Source organism: Mycolicibacterium helvum (assembly GCF_010731895.1).
GTDB lineage: Bacteria > Actinomycetota > Actinomycetes > Mycobacteriales > Mycobacteriaceae > Mycobacterium > Mycobacterium helvum.
The window spans coordinates 5,420,249-5,441,565 of sequence record NZ_AP022596.1; the positions used below are offsets into that span (position 1 = coordinate 5,420,249).

Below are 21,317 nucleotides of genomic sequence, written 5' to 3' on the forward strand. Positions count from 1 at the left end.
ACATCGTGTGGTTCTCGCAGGTTCTCCGGCGGTCTCGAGTCGTGCATTTCTGCACGTCCATCTGCAGGACTGTCCGTTGACGCAACGCTGTCAGTCGGCTGAGATGTAACCAACCTCACTTGACGAGAGGTTCTGCCGCAGTCGGCTTTGCGTGGGGCAACGTGACGACTCCGGCCTGGTGGACCGATCTCGTCCAGCATGCATTCGTCATCCACCGCATGGCGGTGGTGAGAAAGGAAGTCGAACAATGAGCTTCAGCAACTACTTTCGCGGGCCGACCACCAGCCTCGACGACCAGATCGAGAGTTACGCGACCACGAGAGTGCCCGACAGTCAGCGGTGGCGCCGGCCTGCGATTCTGCTCGTTCTCACCGGGAACGTGACAGCGATGTTCTGGTTTGCCCTCGGCGGCCAAATGGGCTTCCTCGTCGGTTGGCCGATGGTCCTCTTGCCGATCGCCTACATGATTGTCGGAGCCACGGTGGTCGGAGCCCTGGTGATGAGAATTGCGAGCCAGGAGGGCCTGTCCTTGCCGCTTCTCTCGCGCGGACTTGGGTTCGGCGGACGGGGCTCTGCGATTGCCTCGTTCGTATACGCGGTTAACTACATATTCTATTTCATCTTCGAAGGCAGTATCGTCTCGCACGGTCTCAGTGAGATCGCCGGCATTTCAATAAATTCGGCAGGCGCCAGTGTGGTGTTCGGAATCGTGGCCCTCGTCGCGCTCTATTGTTCTTGGCGCGGCATGCACTCGATGAACATCCTCCAACGTTACGGAATGCCGATATTTCTGGTCCTGTTTGTTATCGGCATGGTGATGCTGGCCAATGGCTATGTTCTGGTCGGTCCGGGAGACTGGGTCGTCCAGGATGGGGTGTCAGCCACCGCCATGTGGCAGGCGCTGAGCCTGGCCAATGGTCAAGTCGTGTTCCAGGCATTGATCGCCACCGACTACGGACGGTTCGTGAAGAGGTCGGTTTCGTACGTCGGAACGGGCGGGGTGATGCTCGTCGAGCTGCTCATGATCGCGGGCGTGATGATCCTCGGCGTGTTCCTTGGATTCACCATGATCAACCATTTCGACGGAACCCGGGCCGAACAAGAACTCGCCGCGACCGATCCAGGCCTTATATTCGCGATCGTGATGGGGGTCCTCGGCGTCGTATTCGCGATCCTGACCCAGGTGCGCATCAACGTGATGAATCTGTACTCAGGCTCGCTGGCATTGTCGAACGCCTGGGATGTGTTGTCCGTGAGACGTGTTGGACGGCAATGGTGGATGGTCCTGTTGGTTGGGATCGGCATCTTGTTGTACCCGATCAATGTCCTGCAATACACGGACAAGTTCCTTGCAGTAACAGGAGTCATGACCAACACGTGGATCTTCATCCTGCTCAGTGACTACTTCGTCTGCCGTAAACTGCTGAAGCTGGCCCCAGTCTCCAACATCGAGTACCGCGAAGGCCTGGTCAAAGACTGGAACCTGTGCGGGATGGCGGCTCTCGCCGTCGGCGTGACCATCGGAGCACTCGGAGTTCTAGGCGTCTACCCCATGCACTTCGCCTCATTTGCTGCCATGGTGGCGGGACCCCTCGTATACATCCCACTCACCATTCTGACTCGAGGCTCACAGTACGGTTCAACGGTGGCGGTTACATCCGGCGGCGCGCTTGACGAGCAAGTCGGAGTGGCAGAGGCAACTGACCTGCGTGCGTGAAACACCGTTCCAGCTAGGGAGATTGACGACATGACTGACAAGAGCACCGCAGACGAACTCCAGTATCGAGAGATCTGCGACGTGGTCGACCTGCTGTCCAGCGGAGAGGTCACCGCACAGGCGCTCACCCAATTGATGTTGGACAGGATCGCCGCAATCGATGACCGCTTGGGGGCCTTCGCCTTCGTGGCGCCCGAGGAAGCCATGGCCCAGGCGGAGCAATCCGACGCACGGCGACGGGATGGCGCGGCACTGGGCCCCCTCGATGGAGTGCCACTGGCCATCAAGGACATCTTCGACAAGGCCGGTTGGCGCACCGAAGCAGGCATGGCATCCCGGGTCGGACAGGTGGCGGTGAAGTCCGCGACCGTGGTGGAGAGACTGGAGAACGCTGGTGCCGTCATCGTGGGGAAGGTGCACACCACCGAGGGGGTCTATACCGAACACACGCCTCCGTTCCGAGCACCCCTGAATCCCTGGGATTCGCAGCGGTGGGTGGGGGTGTCGTCGAGTGGCAGCGGTGTAGCCCCGGTCGCTGGACTGTGCTTCGGCGCTCTCGGCTCCGACACCGGCGGATCGATCCGCATGCCGTCGGCGTCGAACGGCGCGACCGGCCTGAAGCCGACCTGGGGTCGTGTCAGCCGGGCGGGCGTGGTCGAACTTGCGGCCACGCTGGACCACGTTGGTCCGATCTGCCGATCAGCGCTGGACGCCGGCCTGGTGCTCGCGGCGATTGCTGGTGCGGATCCCCGCGACCCCACCGCATCACTACGACCAGTGCCCGAATTCAACACGCGCCCAGCACAATCCCTCAAGGGCACCCGGATTGGCATCGATCCGGAATGGAGCTATCGAGACGTCAGCGCTGACGTGGAGAAGGCGCATCTGGACGCTGAACAAACGTTGCGCGACCTAGGCGCCGAGATCACGCCCATCACACTGCCCGATCCGACCGAGGCGATCACGGACTGGTTTGGGGTGTGTGCGGTGCAGACCGCACGTGCGCATCAAGGCCTGTACCCAGTCCACAAGGATACTTACGGACCGGCGCTCGCCGAGCTCATCGAGCTGGGGATGGGCATGTCCGGTATCGAGTACGACGTGTTGCTGCAGCGACGGCTTAGATTCAAGGCGCAGATGGAAGCGGCACTTGCTCAGGTGGATGCGGCGCTGATCCCGGCGATGTCGTTCATCGCTCCGCCCGTCGAGAAGATGATTCGCATGGACGACGAAACGACTGCAGGGGTGCACCGTTTCACCGTCCCATTCACCCTCTCTCAGCTTCCGACCGTCACCTTTCCTGGCGGTTTCACGGCCACGGAGGCCGGGCTACCGTTTCCGGTCGGCTTGCAGATGGTCGGTAGCGCGTTCGGCGAACGTCGGCTCGTCGACATCGTGGGCGCTTTCCAGGCTGCGACGCCCTGGAACAAAAGACATCCCGCGCTCTGACTCCGATTCGTCGACTTGGGCAAAGTATGGGCTGGCCGCCACCAATGAGCGAAGGAACTGCGCGACAGCGCGTACTCGGCCGACTTGCCGCAGTTCGCGAGGAATCACCATCCAGTAGCCGCGACGCACCGAGAACAACTCCGGCAGAACAGCTCTCAACGAGTCATCGGGTTCACCCACGTACTGCGGCAGTGGAGCTATCCCCAGCCCGCTGCGGGCCGCAGTCAAATGACCCGCGATGTTATTGGTCTGAATGGCAACCCTTTGCTTATGGGGCAGGACGTCGAGGATTCGCAGCGGTGCTACGTCGAGCAGGGCGTCTATGTACCAGATCAGGGTGTGGTCCTTGAGATCCGACAACTCCACTAACGGCGTTGCGGTCGACAGATACTCGGCGGAGGCATACAGGCGGAGGTCGTAGGTCGCCAGCTGCTCGACGTGGACGGAGCGTGGCGGAGGCTGTTCAAGCGTGACGGCCACATCGAAATGGCGGGCGGACAGTGAACCATGCTCGGTAGCGGTGACGAGTTCGATGTCGAGGTGTGGGTGCCGTCGCCGGAGCTCGACGAGATGCGGCGCGACGACGAAGGCGCCGAAGCCATCAGGGGTCGCTAGCCGGACGGTCCCTGTCAGCGGCCCAACCCCCGACGTGCGGGAATCGTATGCCGCGAGGACGGCGGACTCCACCGACTCGGCACGTGGAAGGAGAGTCGCGCCTGCCTCCGTGAGCAGCCATCCTCCCGGCGACCGGTCGAACAACCGCTCCCCCAGCGTCTTTTCGAGGGTAGTGATCCTTCGCCCCACCGTCGTGTGATCGACCGCCAAATTGCGGGCCGCCTCGTTGAGCCGCCCGGTACGTGCGACTTCGAGAAAGAACCGCAGGTTGTCAGCGCTGAGCATGAGACGACCATACACGTGCATAATTGCACGGGTGAGTGCGCCATTCGTCATTGACCTGTGCACAAACGCGATAAATCATTTGGGTATGACGAAAGCCACGGAACGGACCGAACACGTTCTCCTCTCACACTGGCTCGACAACCGGGCCTACCCGGGTGTCAGCGGCAGCACCGCGCCTGTGACCAACCCTGCGACAGGTGAGGTCACCGGTCGGGTGGCCCTGGGCAGCGTCGAGGACGCCCGCGCCGTGATCGCCGCCGCCGCCCAAGCGTTCCCCGGATGGCGCGACACCTCACTGGCCAGGCGTACCCAGATCCTGTTCGCCTTCCGCGAGCTGCTCAACGCGCGCAAGGGTGAGCTGGCCGAGATCATTACGAGCGAGCACGGCAAGGTCGTCTCCGACGCCCTGGGCGAGGTGTCGCGCGGCCAGGAGGTCGTCGAATTTGCCTGCGGCATACCGCATCTTCTTAAAGGCGGGTTCACCGAAAACGCATCTACCAAGGTCGATGTCTACTCGATCCGTCAGCCCCTCGGTCCGGTTGCCGTCATCTCACCCTTCAACTTCCCCGCCATGGTGCCGATGTGGTTCTTCCCCATTGCCATCGCCGCGGGCAACACCGTCGTGCTCAAGCCCTCGGAGAAGGACCCCACGGCCTCGCTGTGGCTGGCCAACCTGTGGAAGGAGGCTGGCCTGCCCGACGGGGTGTTCAACGTCCTGCAAGGCGACAAGACGGTCGTCGACGAGCTGCTGACCAACCCGGCCGTCAAATCGGTCAGCTTCGTCGGTTCGACCCCGATCGCGCAGTACGTGTACGCCACCGCCACGGCATCGGGAAAGCGCGTGCAAGCGCTCGGCGGAGCCAAGAACCACGCTGTGATCCTGCCCGATGCCGACCTCGATCTGGCGGCGGATTCGATGGTCAACGCCGGCTTCGGCTCGGCCGGTGAACGCTGCATGGCCATCTCCGTCTGCGTCGCCGTCGGACCCATCGCCGACGACCTGGTCGCCAAGATCGCCGAACGCACCACCGGCCTCAAGGTCGGCGACGGCGCCCGAGACTCCGATATGGGGCCGCTGGTCACCAAGGCCCACCGCGACAAGGTGGCCTCCTACATCGACGCCGGCGAGGCCGACGGCGCCAAGATCGTCGTCGACGGCCGCCACGTCTCCGCTGACGGAGGAGCCGAGGGATTCTGGTTGGGCCCCACCCTCATCGATCACGTCACCCCGCAAATGAGCGTCTACGCCGACGAGATCTTCGGGCCCGTGCTCTCGGTGATCCGCGTCGAAACCTACGACGAGGCACTCGAACTCATCAATTCCAACCCTTACGGCAACGGAACAGCGATCTTCACCAACGACGGTGGCGCCGCGCGGCGCTTTCAGAACGAGGTCGAGGTCGGCATGATCGGCATCAACGTGCCCATCCCGGTGCCGATGGCCTACTTCAGCTTCGGCGGCTGGAAGGCCTCGCTGTTCGGGGACAGCCACGCCCACGGGCTCGACGGCGTGCACTTCTTCACCCGCGGCAAGGCCATCACCAGCCGCTGGCTGGACCCCAGCCACCGCGGCATCGAACTCGGCTTTCCGCAGAACGTTTGAGGACGGATGAAATCAATGGTCACCAACATCGCACTACCCCGCTTCGCCAAATTCGGCGCAGGTTCGATCGATCAGCTTGGATCCGTGGTCACTCAGCTAGGTATCCGGAGACCTCTACTCGTCACCGATCGGTATCTCACCGAGACGGGCCAGACTGAGCGGCTAGTGAAGTTGCTCGAGGTCGCAGGATTGGAGCCGGCGGTCTTCTCCGAGACGGTACCCGACCCAACCATCGCCTCCCTTGAGGACGGTTTGGCACTCGTGACAACGCATGGCGCAGACGGCGTCATCGGGTTCGGCGGGGGCAGTCCTATGGACACCGCCAAAGCGCTTGCGGTCTTGTCGGCGAATGGCGGGGACATTGCGTCCTACAAGGCTCCCAGCAGCCACGAGGGGCCAGCACTTCCGATCGTGGCAGTACCGACGACATCCGGCAGTGGTTCGGAGGCAACTCAATTCACGGTGATCACCGATGGTGCGACCGATGAGAAGATGCTTTGTCCAGGATTGTCTTTTCTGCCGGTCGCCGTGATCGCCGACTTCGAACTGACGATGTCCATGCCGGCTCGCCTGACCGCCGATACCGGGGTCGATGCGCTGACTCACGCCATTGAAGCGTACGTGAGCCGACGCGCCAGCCCCTTCACCGATGCACTGGCGCTGGCCGCCATGCGGTCGATCGCCCTTCACCTTCGTCGTGCGTACCGCGATGGAACGGATCGTCAAGCGCGAGAAGCGATGATGTTGGCTTCTACCCAAGCGGGAATGGCATTCTCCAACTCCAGTGTCGCGTTGGTGCACGGTATGAGCAGACCAATCGGTGGGCACTTCCACATTGCGCACGGCTTGTCCAACGCGATGCTCTTGCCGGCGGTGACGAAGTTCTCGATTGCGTCGGCGAAAGACCGATACGCCGACTGCGCCAAGGCAATGGGAATCGTCGCCGAGTCGGTCGACGATCACACCGCTGCTGAAGCGTTGGTTCTTGAGCTGCAGCAGCTTTGCGCGGATGTGGAAGTCCCAACGCCCCAGTCTTATGGCATTAACGCTGCGTCCTGGGAAGCGCGACTCGACACGATGGCAGCTCAAGCGCTGGTCTCGGGGTCCCCCGCCAACAATCCGCGGGTTCCCACTCACGACGAGATCATCGATCTTTACCGTGAGATCTTCTGACGTCGGTAGCTTTGGGCAACCGCGACTTTCGAGAAGATCGCAAACAGGACGCCAACGGCGAGCATCACGCCAATAACCACGGCGTGTGAATCTGCTCGTTGGTGGCGCGTTACCCGGTTGGACTGCACCCCAGCACGGCCGCCCGTCGAGCTAAGGTTTACTCAATAAATTTATGTGGTGGACATATCCAGTAAGCATCTGGCCCACCGTAGCGACCTGCTGAGCTAGGCCTGCCATCAGATCGGAGCGAGGTCGCTAATGTCGAGCAAAGATCGGTACGTGCTTCGCTGTTACTGAGGCTGTTGTCAGCTGGAAACCGCGCCGACATGCGTTGGCGCGTCGGCGGGAACTTCTTGCCATCTATCCAGTAGCAAGTCCGCGACTGTCTGCCGAGTCAGTCGGCAGGTGGTGGTCTCCGTGCTGTGCAGTGTGCCGTTCTGCGAGAACTTGTTCGACAGGAACGCACCCCCGCAGAGATCAAAGTAAGCGCAGGACGCTGCGCACAACCCGAGGCTCTGAAGAACATCGCGCCGGATCTTCGTGTAGCGCGAATCGAATAGGATGTCGGCGTACTCGGACTCAAGAATGTGGCCGACGACAAAGTCGCCGTATTCGATGCTCGATGATCCGGCGAACTCTGGCGAATACGGCGACATGTCACCATTTTTCGCCACTGTGACGATGCCGAGCTCGGCGGTTTCGTCCGGTACTCGTCGCGCCTCCGGGTTGCGGAGCTTGCGGAGCATGAAGACTGCCATGTCGAAGAACTCGCGGATCTTGATTGGCCGGCCAGCGTCCTCCCAGAGTTCGAGCAGCCTGGACATGAATGCTCTGAACTCCCCCTCTACCCGGGCGGCCTCGTTCGGATCGGCAGGAAACATCGATGACGACGTATTTGCGCTCTCGATCTCTTCGATGTTAAACCCGATTTCCTGAAATCCGTTGTCAACAAAGAAGGAAAAGATCTCGTCGGGATAGGCCAAGCTGGTGCGAGATAGGACGCAGATCGCGCCAAAAGGCACCCCGTGGGATTGCAAGTTGTGTACACCGCGCATCACCGATGAGTGCGTACCCCGGCCACTCCAGTTGACCCGGTTGGTGTCGTGCACATGAGGCGGGCCGTCGATGCTCACCCCGATCCGGTATTCCTCTTGCAGGAACAGGTCGCACCACTCGTCGGTGATGAGCGTGGCGTTGGTTTGAATCGACTTGGCTACTGCGATTCCGCGCAGGTTGTTATCGTTGATGATCTGAGATGCCTTGCGGAAGAATGGAATACCAGCCATTAGTGGTTCGCCGGCATGGAATAGGAACTCCACCTTGCCGCGGACGAGATCACTGCGCAGCGCCTTGACGATGGCGGCCTCAAGCACCCCGTCCGCCATTCGAGCTGGATCACGCCGGTTGGGCACATAGCAGTACTGGCAGTTCAGATTGCACTGCGACGTCGGCTGCAGGACGACCAGGTGTATCGCGCTGTTCATGATGGCGAGCGCTTCCGGTTACTGCTGTTCTCGTTCTTGAGGTTCCATCTGTATGGCATCGCCCCAAGTCTTGTACCAGGAATTTCTGTTGAACGAATCGGGCCAATCGCTAACCAAACGCTCCGCTGCGTCGGGTTGATGTTCGTGTACGACGTTGATCAGGATCGCGGCATCGGTTCCGGCCAATCGCTTCATCAGCTGTTCCCGTAGTTGGCGGTACGCGGGCCCGAGATCCTCGTCGTCGTTGCGGTGCTTGGCATCCTCCATGATGCGCCCCTCGAATATTCAGCCTTTGAGTTCGCGGTGTGAATAGTCACCGCACCACGATGTTAGGCCCGGTTCGTGGCCGTAAGACGTCCCGAGAGCCGTTTCGAGTGTGGGTGCGAGGATTAGAGTGGCCGGCTACTCGTTTCTATCCGCGATGAGTACCCCACGGTGTTTGCGCACCTCGCCTTGCGTCTGTACCTGTGAGTCGCCTGTCGAGTAGTCGACTACTCATGCCAGTCGGCAACGCCCCTGGGATGCTCGGGACTGGTTCATCCTGCACATCTCCAATAGGGAATCCCCCCATTACGCCCAATGGGGTGTACGTAGTGCGAGTCGGCAATTATCCGGCCTGCATGTATTTGCACGCAGCCAAGATAATGAGGAGGTCCGATGAGCGCTGACGGTCACGCTGAGCGTAAGCCAGAACGTATCTCCATTATCCGGCGGTGGCATAACTGGATTGTTCTCCGCCTGCGCGCTGGCCCGTAACGGCGGGACTGCCCCGAGTTCAGTGGGCTCGTTGGGTGCGAATTTCAGGCCGCGGCTGCGACTGGTGTGTGGAGCAGTTCGAGCTCTATCGCGGTGAGTCTGGCACGGGCGAGGACCGGCCACGGCGACCAGCGGCCATAGAGCCTGGACTGCGGCGATGTGATGGTCATTGGGTACCGTCACCGCGTGACATGCATCCAGACCGTTGAAGGAACGATCGCGTCATCAACGTTGGGGCGAGTGCTTTTTCATGAGCACCTTCTGATGGTGCTCACCGGCCCCTGGCACAGCGGAGGTTTGGTCGGCCGCGCTGAGTTCGAACGTCAGCAAGTCGATGCGGCCGTCACCGCCCTCAGCGGGCTCCGTACGTTCGGATTCGGCACCGTCGTTGACCTGAGCCCCTACGGAGACGCCGGCCGCGATGCGTACGGCCACAATGTGCGCCTTCTGAAGGAGATCGCCGAGGGCTCGGGAGTAAGCGTTGTCGTGGGAACAGCGACGTACCGACAAGAATTCAGCCCGCAGTGGGTCCTCGATGCAAGTATCGACGAATTGACCAACAGGTTCATCAGCGACGCTCACGCAGGCATCGCCGACACCGGCATCCGGGCCGGTATCATCGGCGAACAACCCACCAGCGAGAACCTCGTCACCGATCACGACGAAAAGGGACTACGAGCAGCTGCGCGAGCAGCAGCAGCAACCGGACTCGCTTTGGCAACCCACACTACTCACGGCACCATGGCTCTCGAGCAAATCGATATCATTGCCAGCGAGGGGACCGAGCCTTCCCGCGTTGTCATCGGACACATGGATAACCACACAGAACTCGACTACCTTCGCCGCGTGCTCGACAGAGGAGTATCGATCGGTTTCGACTCCATCGGGAAGCAATTCTGGGATGCCCGTACGCCCTACCGCATCCCTCCGGGCAACGGAGAAGCCAACAAGCGCAGCCTCTTTCGTTCAGACGAAACGCGCGCAGACTGGCTCGCGACCCTCATTCGCGAGGGATACCGCGATCAGATCGTTCTCTCCCACGACCTCGTAGGAGCGCAAGTCGCCCTCAACCCCGAAACCCATGGACAACATGGCTACACCTACATCGGAGCAGTCTTCACAGAACTTCTTCGACGACGTGGCGTAACACCGGCTGACCTCGAGGCACTGCTTCACAGCAACCCAGCCCGCCTCCTGCAAACCGACATCCGGCCCTAGTGAACCCCGGGAATTGACACAGTGTGTAACTGGGTGCGCCAGGCCCAGGTCGTTGCCCGGCCCGGTACCACTGCCGAGGAGTGCGCTGAGTTGAAGAGACTGCGGCGAGAGAACGCTGAATCACGCAGGGAAGAAGCAATTGTCAAGGCGGTATCGGCTTTCTTTGCTGTAGAGCTCGACCGGCCACAACATTGATCACCCGTTTCATCGCAGATCATCAGGGCCACCGTGACGGTCGGGCGATCGGCGACGAGGGCATCACGGTGGCCCGTTGCACCGGACGACTGGTTCAACCGCCGCCGACTGCCATCCTCTGTGAGGCTGGTTTAGGATTGGTGAAGTGTTGTCAACATCTGATCCGATCACCTGGCAACCGCGGCGTATCGCGATTGCGGGAGTGTCGGGATCGGGCAAAACGACTTTCGCCAAACGTGTTTCGGACCGCCTGGGGCTCCCCTACATCGAGATCGACAGCCTGTTTCACGGCCCCAATTGGCAGCCGCGAGACGAGTTCGTCGGTGACGTGCGCCAGTTCATTTCTGCCGATGAGTGGGTCATTGAGTGGCAGTATTCGGCGGTTCGCGACCAGATCGCCGAGTGTGCTGACACGATGTTGTGGCTCGACCTTCCCTCCCCGCGCACCTTGTATCAGCTGACGCGTCGCACGATACGCAGGCGGATCCGGCGCGTGGAGCTGTGGAACGGCAATTATGAAGGGCCCCTGCACAGATTCTTCGTCGACCCCGACCACATCGTGCGGTGGGGAATCCGAACCCGCAACACGTGCCGTGATCGGGTACCAGCTGTCGACGCACGCCACCCGCATCTGCACGTCCTGCGGCTCGCCTCACGGCGCGACAGCGAACACTGGCTCGACCGCGCCGCTACAGGCCCGGCGCGGTAGTCCCTTCCCCGCTCGAATTGTTCACACTGAAACCATTGCGCGACGATCCGCGTGAACGAGCAGAAAGGGCGGCGGTGTGCACGGCGGGGGGTATGCATGAGCCACCGCCGACGTGGGGCCGGCTCAGCGACCGACTGGATCCGAAATCCGGAGTCTGCTCCTACACCGCCGAGGCTCCGCAAAGATGTCACACTCTGCGACTACCATTTCGGCGGCACACCCGTGCTTGCCGAGTGGATTGCCGGCGGGGCCTGCATTTCAGTCCTCTGGTCCCCCGGCCTTGATGCAAAGGACGAGCAGTGAGTTACACCGCGGCTGACATCACCGAACTCGACGATGTCCAGCACACACGCCTGCGGCCGGCGGTCAACCTCGGGTTGGACGTGCTCAACACCGCGCTGCGCGAGTTGGTAGACAACGCGGTCGAAGAGGTTGCCGATCCCAGCCACGGCGGGTCCACCGTTACCATCACCCTGCACACCGACGGGTCGGTCAGCGTCGCCGACGACGGCCGCGGCCTGCCGGTTGACTCCGACCCAGTGACCGGGAAGAACGGAATCGTCAAGACGCTGGGTACCGCGCGGGCTGGCGGCAAGTTCTCTACCCACACCGACGCAGCCAGCACGGGCGCTGGTCTGAACGGAATCGGCGCCGCTGCAGCGGTTTTCATTTCCGCTCGGACCGATGTGACGGTGCGCCGCGCAGGCAAAACCTACCTGCAGAGTTTCGGCGGCGGCTACCCCGGAGTGTTCGACGGTAAGGACTTCGACCCGACCGCCCCATTCACCCGCGCCGACACGCAAAAACTGCGCGGCTCAGGCAATCGCAAACCCGATGCCCACGGCACCACGGTGCGAATCCTGTTCGACAAGGCCGTGGTAGCTGATTCGAGCCTGGACATCAACGAAGTGCTGCTGCGCGCCCACGCGGCCGCACGGATGTCCCCCGGAGTCCACCTGATCGTGGTCGACGAGGGCTGGGCCGGCCAGGACGTCCGGCCCGAGCTGATCGAACCCTTCAACGGACCGTGGGGCACCGAGACCCTGCTGGACCTGATGTGCGCCGCCGCCGGCAGCCCCGTGCCAGGCGTGCGCGCAGTGGTAGAAGGCCGCGGCGAATACACCACCAGCCGCGGCCCGACCCCATTCCGCTGGTCGTTGACCGCCGGACCAGCCGAACCGGCAACTGTCGCTGCGTTCTGCAACACCGTGCGCACCCCCGGCGGCGGATCCCACCTGACCGCCGCCGTGAAGGGTCTGTCCGAAGCACTGGCTGACCGTGCGTCCCGGATCCGGGACTTGGGCCTGGCCAAAGGCGAAGACGGACCGGAGGCTCAGGATTTCGCCGCGGTCACCTCTCTCGCCGTGGATACCCGTGCACCCGACGTGTCATGGGATTCGCAGGCCAAGACCGCCGTGTCCTCGCGGTCACTGAACGTGGCAATGGCCCCCGATGTGGCCCGCAGCGTCACCATCTGGGCCGCCAACCCCGGCAACGGCGAAGCGGTGTCCCTGTGGACCAGGTTGGCGCTGGAGGCCGCCAGAGCGCGGCGCAGTGCCGAGGGCGCCAAAGCCCGCTCGCGCGCGGCGTCGAAAGCCAAGGGGTTGGGGACGAACCTGTCACTGCCGCCCAAGCTGCTGCCGAGCCGGGAAAGCGGTCGAGGGTCGGGTGCAGAGCTGTTCCTGTGCGAGGGCGACTCAGCACTTGGCACCATCAAGGCGGCGCGCGACGCCACCTTCCAGGCGGCCTTCCCGCTCAAAGGCAAGCCGCCTAACGTCTACGGGTTCACCGTGAGCAAGGCGCGGGTCAAAGATGAGTTCGATTCGATCGAACGCATCCTGGGTTGCGGAGTGCGAGACAATTGCGATCCGGAGTCGTGCCGGTACGACCGCATCTTGTTCGCCTCCGACGCCGACCCCGACGGCGGCAACATCAACTCGAGCCTCATCTCGATGTTTTTGGACTTCTACCGGCCGCTCGTCAAGGCCGGGATGGTTTACGTGACATTGCCGCCGTTGTTCGTGGTCAAGGACGGTCAGCAGCGGATCTACTGCCAAGACGAGTCCGAACGCGATGCCGCGGTGGCCCAGATGAAAGCCACCTCAAAACGCAAGGTGGAGGTGCAGCGGAACAAAGGTCTCGGTGAGATGGACGCCGACGACTTCTGGAACACCGTGTTGGATCCGCAGCGGCGCACTGTGATTCGGGTGCACCTCGATGACGGCGACCCGAAGCTGCACCACACCCTGTTCGGTGGGCCGCCAGAGGGCCGGCGCACGTGGATGGCTGATGTCGCCTCCCGCGTCGACACCTCGGCCCTCGACCTTGACTAGGAAGAAATTACATTGACCGCCACCCTGGACGTTCCTGAGCAGAACCCCGACCTGGTCCTCGAACAGAGCGCTGATGACTACTGGAACCACTACCAGCTGACCTTCGCGCTCTACAGCGTCAGCGACCGCGCCATCCCGTCCGCATTCGACGGGCTCAAGCCCGGCCAACGGCGCCTGCTGTACCAGATGTACGACTCCAGATTGCTGCCCGGAAACAAGCCGCAGAAGTCCTCGAAGGTCTGCTCGGCAGTCACCGGCAACCTACACCCGCATGGCGGCGCGTCGATGTACGGTGCGGCGGCGCTGATGGCCGCCGAGTTCCAGCGCGTGAAAGTTATTGACGGCCAAGGGGCTTTCCCGCGCATCCAGGGTGACATCCCGGCCGCTGACCGCTACACCGAGATGCGGCTGTCGGCACCAGGCGCGGCCCTGACCGCCGAACTCGCCGACCACGCCGTGCCGATGGTCTCGACCTTCGACGGCGAATGGATCGAGCCGACGGTGTTGCCGGCTCAGTGGCCGGTGCTGCTCTGTAACGGAGCGGTCGGCATCGCCGAGGGCTGGGCCACCAAAGTGCCGGCGCATAATCCCCGCGAGATCATGGCTGCCTGCCGAGCGCTGCTGAAAACCCCGAACATGACCGACGACAGATTGGTCAAGCTCATTCCTGGCCCCGACTGGGGCTGCGGAGCCACCGTGGTAGGCGAGACAGGGCTGCGGGAGTACATCACCACCGGCCGCGGGCAGTTCACGGTACGCGGCACAGTCTCCGTCGAGGGCAAGAACGTGATCGTCACGGAGCTGCCGCCGGGTGTTGCGAGTAATACCGTTCAGGATCGGATCCGGGCCCTGGTCGAGTCCGGCGAGATGTCCGGTGTGGCCGACATGTCCGACCTGACCGACCGGCGCAACGGCCTGCGCATCGTTGTCACCGCCAAACGCGGGCACAGTGCCGAACAGATCCGAGAGCAACTACTCGCCCTGACACCGCTCGAGTCGACGTTCGCTGCGAGCCTGGTCGCGCTCGACGAGAACCGGGTACCGCGCTGGTGGTCGGTACGCGAGCTGATCTCCGCATTCCTGCGTCTGCGCGACTCGGTGGTGCTTCATCGAAGCGAATATCGACTGGAAAAGGTCACCGCCCGGCGCCATCTGGTGGCCGGCCTGATGACCATCCACCTGGACATCGATGCCGCGGTGGCGGTGATCCGCGGATCAGACACCGTCGATGATGCCCGCCAAGGCCTGCAGGAGCGATTCGGGATCGACACCGAGCAAGCCGATTACGTTCTGGCGCTGCAGCTTCGGCGGCTCACCAAGCTCGACGTCATCGAGCTGCAAGCCGAGGCCGAGAAGCTTGACGCCGAGTTCGCGGAACTCACCGAGCTGGTGGCCAACCCTGACGCGCGCCGGACAGTGATCGACAGCGAGCTGGTCGAGACTGCGAAGCTGTTCAAGGGCCCCGAATTCGACCGTCGCACCGTGCTGGATTTCGAAGCCACGCCGACCGCATCGAGAGCCGATGAAGACGGCTCCCGCGAGCGTAAGTCCAACGCCGCGTGGCGACTTGACGACCGCGGCGTATTTTCCGATAGCCACGGCGAGCTGCTGACCTCGGGGCTGGGCTGGGCGGTGTGGACCGACGGGCGAATCAAGTTCACCACCGGCAGCGGTCTGCCCTACAAAATCCGAGATATCCCGGTGGCGCCGGATATCACCGGACTGCTGAGCTCTGGGGTGCTGGCACCCGGATCGCATCTGGCGCTGGTGACGCGGCGCGGAAAGGTGCTGCGTATCGACCCCGCCGCGGTGAACCCTCAGGGCGCGGCGGGCAACGGTGTCGCCGGAGTGAAGTTGGGCGCTGACAGCGATGAGGTGATTGCTGCCCTCCCGCTCACGTGTGAGAACGGCGAGGCCATTCTGTCCATATCCGAAAAGGGATGGAAGGTAACCGAAGTCGCCGATATCCCGGTCAAGGGCCGCGGCGGCGCCGGCGTTGGCTTCCATCCGTTTGTCAACGGAGAAGACACGCTGCTGTCGGCAACGGTCTCAGCCACTGGGTTTATCCGCGGCAAAAAGGCCGTGCAGCCACAGAACCGCGCCAAATCTTCGGTCAAAGGCTCCGGCGGCGACGTGACGCCCGCTACGTAGACGGCGGTCGGGCACGGGCCCGTCATCGCTCGCATCCGTGCCAGGATGTATCGATGAGCGAACGTATTGAGGTTCAACGGGTTATTCCCGCGCCGGCCGCGGATATCTTTGCGGTGCTGTGCGACCCGCAAGGTCACGTCGCGATCGACGCCACCGGCATGCTGCAAGACGCTGACGGGCAGCCGGTTCGTGCCCAAGGCGACAGCTTCGTCGTGCACATGGACCGCGAATCGCTCAACGATTATCCATTGGGCAAGTACGACGTCACAGTGTCGATCACGCAGTTCGAACAGGACCGTTTGATCGCTTGGACGATCTTCGGTCAACTGAAGCCGGACATCGGGCACGTGTACGGCTACCGCCTGGATCCCTCAGAGGGTGGTACGGCGGTCACATCGTTCTACGACTGGTCCGACATCGATCAGCATTGGCGAGACGCCAAGATCTTCCCGATCGTCGGGGAGGCGGCACTGCGCGCGACATTGGGCATCCTCGACCGGGTCGTGCGACGAGGCTATCCGCTGTCGTCAACCTAGAGCATGCTTCATCAAGAGTGGACTCTCGTGTTACGGACGTCCGCTCCGCGAGTGCGATAACCGCCGTACGCACCATTATTCGATACGACCCCGACGGAACCCTCCGGTTCGCCGCCCTGGACAGTGACTTCGCCCGCCGTCTACCTGCGCAATGCCGGACAACCGGCCGAGGTGGTGTTTATTCGTTCTGCAGCTCTGCTGCAGGTCGCCCGGTATCTCGGTGGTGCTGCTGCGCTCGTAGGCGGACGCGCTGGCCACCACGGATCAGGCACTCGCGGCAGGGGCGCGCGCCTTCGTTGAAACCGTCTCGCCCGCCGACATTTTGCGGCCATAACGTAACGGTCCGAACTCAGACCGGACACAGCCAGCGTGGGAACACCATTAACAGGATCCACATCGTTACCATCACGCGATGCCCGATTGGACCTCGGCTGCCGGCAGTCGGCGATTACGTGCGGTTACCCGGCGTGATGCGCTGCGCTACGCCACGGCACTGGCCGGTCTCGGTGCGGCGTCGTGGGGTCCCGGCACGCCCACCGCGACGGCCGCGGCTCCCACACTGATCGATTTCGCCGCCAAACAGATTCCCGCACAGGACATCCGCGCTGCCGGCCACGCCGGTGTGGTCAACTACGTCTCGACGTCACGCCCCGGCTCGTCTTTTGGCGCCAAGCCGATCACGTTGCCCTACGCCCAGTCCCTGACCGCTGCAGGCTTGGTGATCGTCAGTAACTACCAATACGGCAAGCCGGGAGGGACGGCGCCGTCGGACTTCACGCGAGGGTATGCCGGTGGCGTCGCTGATGCGCGCACCGCCTGGCAGCTGCACACCGCGGCAGGCGGCGGCCAGAGTGCACCGATCTTCTTCACCATCGACGAGGACATCAACCGCGATACGTGGAACCGTGTCGCGCTGCAATGGTTTCGCGGCATCAACTCGGTGCTTGGAGTCCAGCGCACCGGCGTCTACGGAGGCATCGACGTGTGTGAGTGGGCCGCGGCCGACGGCGTTATCGGGAGGTCGAGCACGCCCGGCCGCTGGTGGGCCTGGCAAACGAAAGCCTGGTCTGGCAATCAGGTCCACCCCGGCGCTGTTCTCTATCAGCGCGTGGTGGCTACCGCATCGAATCCAGGCCCGCTGGTCGGCGGCCTCGAAGTCGACGTCAACGACGCCCTGGCCTCCGATGTCGGGCAGTGGAACCTACATCGGTGAAGGCGGCTCGGCGCTAGGCCGTAGCAACAGCGGCGTTGGCGCATTGTTGCCCCGCGCGAGGCTGCTCGAAACACTTCGTTCTACGGTGCGTGGGTAGCTCACTCGCCGTAGCGGTCGTGCAACTTGGTCAACGTGGCTTCGATGCCTTTCGCGTTGTCCTTGGCGAAACCCATCCGTTCGTAATACTTCAACGTGTCCTTGATCGGGCCGGTGTCGCGGTAGTCGAACGTCTCGGTCACTCGGGTGAGGGTGGGTGTGATGACGGCGAACTCCCACCGCCAACGATGCCCGAGCGGGTGGCGCCACTCGAACAGTTCATCGGGTTTGACGGCTGTGACGGTGCTGGTGATCCGGTAGGGCACCCCGAACATCCGCATCGCGGTCGTGAACCTTGCTCCGGGAACTATTGACTCTGGGCACTTGACGTTGTCCCGGACGGTCGCCGACCCGTCCAACTCATGATGCCGGTGTGGGTCAGCGACCATGGCGAACAGTTCGGCCGCGGGCGCATTGACCTCTATCGAGCGGCTGACTTGGCTGGGTCCCGCATCGACAATGGCGACCGGCATGATGCGGCCCTCCTCTCATACGGCGGCAATCGAAGCATGCGCTTGTTCTCAAGCCGAATGAACCGCCCGACCATATTGTGATCTGCTTCACAAATGGCTGGATGGTTGGTGGCTCAAGATCGGTTGGAGTGCCGCGCCGCCTGGCAAGAAGGGGCGGATGGCGGCCAGGTAGATCAAGAACATGCTCGGTGCCACGAGTACGGGTAGGAGTGGCCAATTGACCGGTAGTGAGGCGGCCGATACTGCGATGACCGTGAAGCATGCGCCGGCAGCAATGGCGGACTGACTCATTCGTGGCTTTGGCCCGTGTTCACTGTGTCGCAGCATCAGGTAGCGGGCACCGCAAAGGCCTACGAGTCCGGCTTGCAATGGCGGTGCGTCGTTGATCATCATGGTGGCCGCGGCCAGCAGCATGGCTGGCGTCGCAGCGAGGCGCACTCCAATGGCCGCCCCCACAGTGAGCGCGCACAATGCGGCGATGATGGATGTGGTTCCCGCGGAGTGGATTCCCGCGCCCGCCGCCATCGCTAGCCCGAAAGCGGTCGAGAGAGGGCGGCCCTTCACTGGTCGTCCGTCATCGTGACCGCAGTGGATGTCGACGGGGTGGAACCAGCGCCATCGCCTGATCGAGAGTGTGTTCTGGGGCCCAGGGCACGACCTCCACGCCGAGGGTACTCATGTTGCGGTGCATGAGGGATCGCTGCAAGGACCACATCCGGCCTACCAACGGGTCGTATTCGGCGGTGAACGGAGTCTCGACAAGCAGGTCGATAGCCACCACCGTGTGCCCGCGCTTACGCAGGTCGAGCAGCGCCAGCGCGAAATCTGTGTCCAGCAGAGTGGAGAACGCAACGACGATCGCACCGACCGGGACCGCCCCGGGGGGAACCAATGTGGCGACGCCCGTGAGAGGTCCGTCGCCCATAGCTTCCAGGATGGTGTCGATGATTCGGTAGAACTGAGCTTTACCCACCTCGGCGCCCAGCCAGTGGGTTCGCCTGTTGCCTAGGGTGACGACGCCGGCGCGGTCCCCTTGGCGCAGCGCGGTTTGCGCTAATTGCACCGCGCCGCGCGCCATCCGGTCGGTGGCCTCGGTGGCCGGACCGAGCGGTTGGGCGTGGCTGTCGATCAGCACAACGACATCGGCGGCCCGGTCGGTCAGCCGTTCGGTGACGTGCAGCGTGCGACGTCGGGCACTGACGGGCCAATTCACTGCCCGCAGTTGGTCACCGGGTACGTAGACCCGGATATCAGCGAATTCGACGCCGGGGCCGATGCGGCGGGTGAGGTGGGTGCCAACACGATCAGGTAGCTCGGTGTTCGGTAGCCCAGTGTCTTGCGGGGGTGCGATGGGAAACACGCAGCAGCCGGCAGCTTCAACGACCGCACTTCCGCGGAGCAGCCCGCCGGCGGCGAACACCTCGACATGAACACGGACCGCATACCGCCCCCACCGTGGCGCTGATACAGCGATCGTTTGGCGAACCGCGTCGTGCTCGAGGATCTCGATATCCAGCCCTTCGACCGTCGAAACCGTCAGTGTGGCAGCAACGTCCGTAGTCACCCATACGGTCAATTGGGCTTGCTCAGATTCAAAGAAGTACTGCTGAGCTGCCGAACTGTTAATCCGGACTTCCGGCTTACCTGACTGCCAATAGATCGAAAACAGCATGCCGAGCATCGGGGCGGCGGCGGTGATCAATTGCCAGCGCGCGCTGAGAACCGCCGCCACTAGAATTGCTGCCGTGCAGGTCGAGAGCGCAAGAGTCAACGGCGAAGCGCGCCACACGAGTTGCACCTCACGCTCGAGGCCTTCGTTCATCGCGCGCCCCGTGCTTGTGGGCCGGGCATCCGATCCAGCAGTTCGGCTAGGACATCGCGGGACTGGATGCGCCTCACCCACATTTCCGGGCGCAAGCTGATTCGGTGCGCCATAGCTGCCACAGCAAGTGCTTTGACGTCGTCGGATAGCACGCAGTCGCGGCCGCGCAGGAGGGCATGTGCTCGGGCGAGTTGAACCAGATCGAGTTCAGCACGCGGACTCGCTCCTACGGCGACCTGGGGGTGGTGGCGGGTGGCGTCGGCAAGCGAGATCACGTAGTCCAGCACGTCGTCGCTCACCGTGATCTGCTCGACCGATTCCTGCATCGCCAGAAGCTGATTCCTGTCGACGACCCCGCGAAGGTGCGGTATGGCGGAACCGCGCTCAAGGCGGCGGCGCAGCATCGACCGTTCTTCTGGTCTGGACAGGTAACCCAGGTCCAGGCGTATGGCGAAGCGGTCCAACTGGGCTTCGGGCAGTGGATAGGTGCCCTCGTACTCGATGGGGTTCTCGGTAGCCAGGACGATGAACGGGTCCGGTAGCGGATGTGTGGTGCGGTCGATACTGACCTGTTGTTCGGCCATGGCCTCCAGCAGGGCGGCTTGTGCCTTGGGCGGCGTCCGGTTGATCTCGTCGGCCAACAGTAGATTGGTGAAGATGGGACCTTCGCGGAACTCGAAACGACCCGACTGCATGTCGTAAATGGTCGACCCGAGCAGATCTGCCGGCAGCAGATCAGGAGTGAACTGCACGCGGGTGAAGTCCAACCCCAGAGTCGCGCCGAATGAACGCGCGATCAACGTCTTGCCCAAGCCCGGGAGATCCTCGATGAGCACATGCCCGCGGGCCAACACGGTGGTCAGAATCTGGGTCAGTGCGTCGCGTTTACCCACCACCACCCGCCCAATTTCGTCGAGAATCTCTTCACAAAGGGCGGCAGTCGCCGTAATCGGGAAGGTCATAGGCGCTCCAGACGCTCGATGATGCCGATGAGAACTGCCCGGCCTGGTCCCCGTTCTTGCGCGCCGGTGCGTGAAATGTTGTCGGGATCAACCCAGCGCCACAGCTCGTCACCGAACAGGATGCGGCCGGTGACCGCCAATGCCGCTGGGTTCCTGGCCCGTGGTTGCCTCGTCGCGAATTCGAACTGCCGGGCCAGCATTGGCCGCACACGTCGATCCCAGTCCGCCCGACTGGAGTCCGACCATGCGATCTGGGACTCGGCTCGTTCTGCCCATCGACTCAGCGTCATCCCAGCGTCATCGGGCCTGGCGTGGGCTGCATCGACGCTGGCGCGGCGCCCCAACGACCGTCGAGCCGCCAGAAGCGCAATCGCCAAGCTGACACCCGAAAACCACGAGATTGCATGGTGATCGGGGACCAATGCCACGACGGCCCCTGCGGCAAGCACCCAGCACACCCCACCCAGTGCCACCGCTTTCATCGCGAAGTCGGCGGTCCCCATACAGGCGCCATCTCAATCACCGGA

The 21,317-nt window shown here is 62.9% G+C and carries 18 protein-coding genes and 1 pseudogene; 11 read left to right on the plus strand and 8 right to left on the minus strand.

The window, feature by feature from the left end; all coding sequences use genetic code 11:
* The first annotated feature begins 247 nt into the window (after positions 1-247).
* The gene (locus tag G6N38_RS25445; protein WP_246227438.1) at positions 248-1,717 is read left to right on the plus strand and encodes a purine-cytosine permease family protein; all 1,470 of its coding nucleotides are present in this window, start codon (positions 248-250) and stop codon (positions 1,715-1,717) included.
* A 30-nt stretch (positions 1,718-1,747) separates the two neighbouring features.
* Positions 1,748-3,166 carry an amidase gene (locus tag G6N38_RS25450; RefSeq protein WP_163750853.1) on the plus strand — a complete coding sequence of 473 codons (1,419 nt, stop codon included), beginning with the start codon at positions 1,748-1,750 and terminating at the stop codon, positions 3,164-3,166.
* Here G6N38_RS25450 and G6N38_RS25455 read toward each other — a convergent pair.
* Complete coding sequence (locus tag G6N38_RS25455; RefSeq protein WP_163750855.1) at positions 3,047-4,066, minus strand: LysR family transcriptional regulator; 1,020 nt, start codon at positions 4,064-4,066, stop codon at positions 3,047-3,049. The two genes, G6N38_RS25450 and G6N38_RS25455, sit on opposite strands and share 120 nt — an antisense overlap.
* A gap of 85 nt (positions 4,067-4,151) precedes the next feature.
* On the opposite strand from G6N38_RS25455, the gene G6N38_RS25460 reads away from it, so the two are divergent.
* Both G6N38_RS25460 and G6N38_RS25465 read left to right on the plus strand, forming a co-directional pair.
* Positions 4,152-5,669 (plus strand): CoA-acylating methylmalonate-semialdehyde dehydrogenase, encoded by a 1,518-nt coding sequence (locus tag G6N38_RS25460; RefSeq protein WP_163750857.1) that lies wholly within the window; start codon positions 4,152-4,154, stop codon positions 5,667-5,669.
* A gap of 15 nt (positions 5,670-5,684) precedes the next feature.
* The gene (locus G6N38_RS25465; RefSeq protein WP_163750859.1) at positions 5,685-6,842 is read left to right on the plus strand and encodes an iron-containing alcohol dehydrogenase; all 1,158 of its coding nucleotides are present in this window, start codon (positions 5,685-5,687) and stop codon (positions 6,840-6,842) included.
* Positions 6,843-7,147: 305 nt separating this feature from the next.
* Here G6N38_RS25465 and grrM read toward each other — a convergent pair whose 3' ends face one another.
* Both grrM and G6N38_RS25475 read right to left on the minus strand, forming a co-directional pair.
* Complete coding sequence (gene grrM / locus G6N38_RS25470) at positions 7,148-8,326, minus strand: cyclophane-forming radical SAM/SPASM peptide maturase GrrM/OscB (RefSeq protein ID WP_163750861.1); 1,179 nt, start codon at positions 8,324-8,326, stop codon at positions 7,148-7,150.
* 18 nt (positions 8,327-8,344) lie between these two features.
* Positions 8,345-8,593: a hypothetical protein gene (locus tag G6N38_RS25475; protein WP_163750863.1), complete on the minus strand. Its 249-nt coding sequence runs from the start codon at positions 8,591-8,593 to the stop codon at positions 8,345-8,347.
* Between the two features lie 675 nt (positions 8,594-9,268).
* Between G6N38_RS25475 and G6N38_RS25480 the strand changes: the two genes are divergently transcribed.
* From G6N38_RS25480 to G6N38_RS25510, 7 genes and pseudogenes are all read left to right on the plus strand, one after another.
* On the plus strand, positions 9,269-10,300 hold the full coding sequence (locus tag G6N38_RS25480; RefSeq protein WP_197748107.1) for a phosphotriesterase family protein: 1,032 nt from the start codon (positions 9,269-9,271) through the stop codon (positions 10,298-10,300).
* A gap of 15 nt (positions 10,301-10,315) precedes the next feature.
* Positions 10,316-10,536: pseudogene (locus tag G6N38_RS25485) on the plus strand (IS3-like element IS987 family transposase); the annotation flags it as partial.
* A gap of 104 nt (positions 10,537-10,640) precedes the next feature.
* A complete protein-coding gene (locus G6N38_RS25490) occupies positions 10,641-11,204 on the plus strand; it encodes a P-loop NTPase family protein (RefSeq protein WP_163750867.1) in 564 nt (187 codons plus the stop codon).
* A 299-nt stretch (positions 11,205-11,503) separates the two neighbouring features.
* Entirely contained in the window at positions 11,504-13,537 is a 2,034-nt protein-coding gene (locus G6N38_RS25495) for a toprim domain-containing protein (RefSeq protein WP_163750869.1), read from the plus strand.
* A 12-nt stretch (positions 13,538-13,549) separates the two neighbouring features.
* Positions 13,550-15,688: a DNA gyrase subunit A gene (locus G6N38_RS25500; RefSeq protein WP_163750871.1), complete on the plus strand. Its 2,139-nt coding sequence runs from the start codon at positions 13,550-13,552 to the stop codon at positions 15,686-15,688.
* A gap of 53 nt (positions 15,689-15,741) precedes the next feature.
* On the plus strand, positions 15,742-16,224 hold the full coding sequence (locus tag G6N38_RS25505) for an SRPBCC family protein (RefSeq protein ID WP_163750873.1): 483 nt from the start codon (positions 15,742-15,744) through the stop codon (positions 16,222-16,224).
* 412 nt (positions 16,225-16,636) lie between these two features.
* The gene (locus tag G6N38_RS25510; protein WP_163750875.1) at positions 16,637-17,437 is read left to right on the plus strand and encodes a DUF1906 domain-containing protein; all 801 of its coding nucleotides are present in this window, start codon (positions 16,637-16,639) and stop codon (positions 17,435-17,437) included.
* 98 nt (positions 17,438-17,535) lie between these two features.
* On the opposite strand, the gene G6N38_RS25515 is transcribed toward G6N38_RS25510, so the two are convergent.
* The 5 genes from G6N38_RS25515 to G6N38_RS25535 all read right to left on the minus strand — a co-directional run bounded on the left by G6N38_RS25515 (position 17,536) and on the right by G6N38_RS25535 (position 21,293).
* Positions 17,536-18,006, minus strand: coding sequence for an SRPBCC family protein (locus G6N38_RS25515; protein ID WP_163750876.1), 471 nt, complete (start codon positions 18,004-18,006; stop codon positions 17,536-17,538).
* 87 nt (positions 18,007-18,093) lie between these two features.
* Positions 18,094-18,570: a hypothetical protein gene (locus tag G6N38_RS25520; RefSeq protein WP_163750878.1), complete on the minus strand. Its 477-nt coding sequence runs from the start codon at positions 18,568-18,570 to the stop codon at positions 18,094-18,096.
* Between the two features lie 10 nt (positions 18,571-18,580).
* Entirely contained in the window at positions 18,581-19,828 is a 1,248-nt protein-coding gene (locus G6N38_RS25525; protein WP_163750880.1) for a DUF58 domain-containing protein, read from the minus strand.
* Positions 19,825-20,790, minus strand: a complete 966-nt coding sequence (locus G6N38_RS25530) for an AAA family ATPase (protein ID WP_163750882.1) — start codon at positions 20,788-20,790, stop codon at positions 19,825-19,827. The genes G6N38_RS25525 and G6N38_RS25530 overlap by 4 nt, the downstream gene beginning before the upstream one ends.
* Positions 20,787-21,293, minus strand: a complete 507-nt coding sequence (locus G6N38_RS25535) for a hypothetical protein (protein ID WP_163750884.1) — start codon at positions 21,291-21,293, stop codon at positions 20,787-20,789. The genes G6N38_RS25530 and G6N38_RS25535 overlap by 4 nt, the downstream gene beginning before the upstream one ends.
* Positions 21,294-21,317 lie beyond the last annotated feature (24 nt).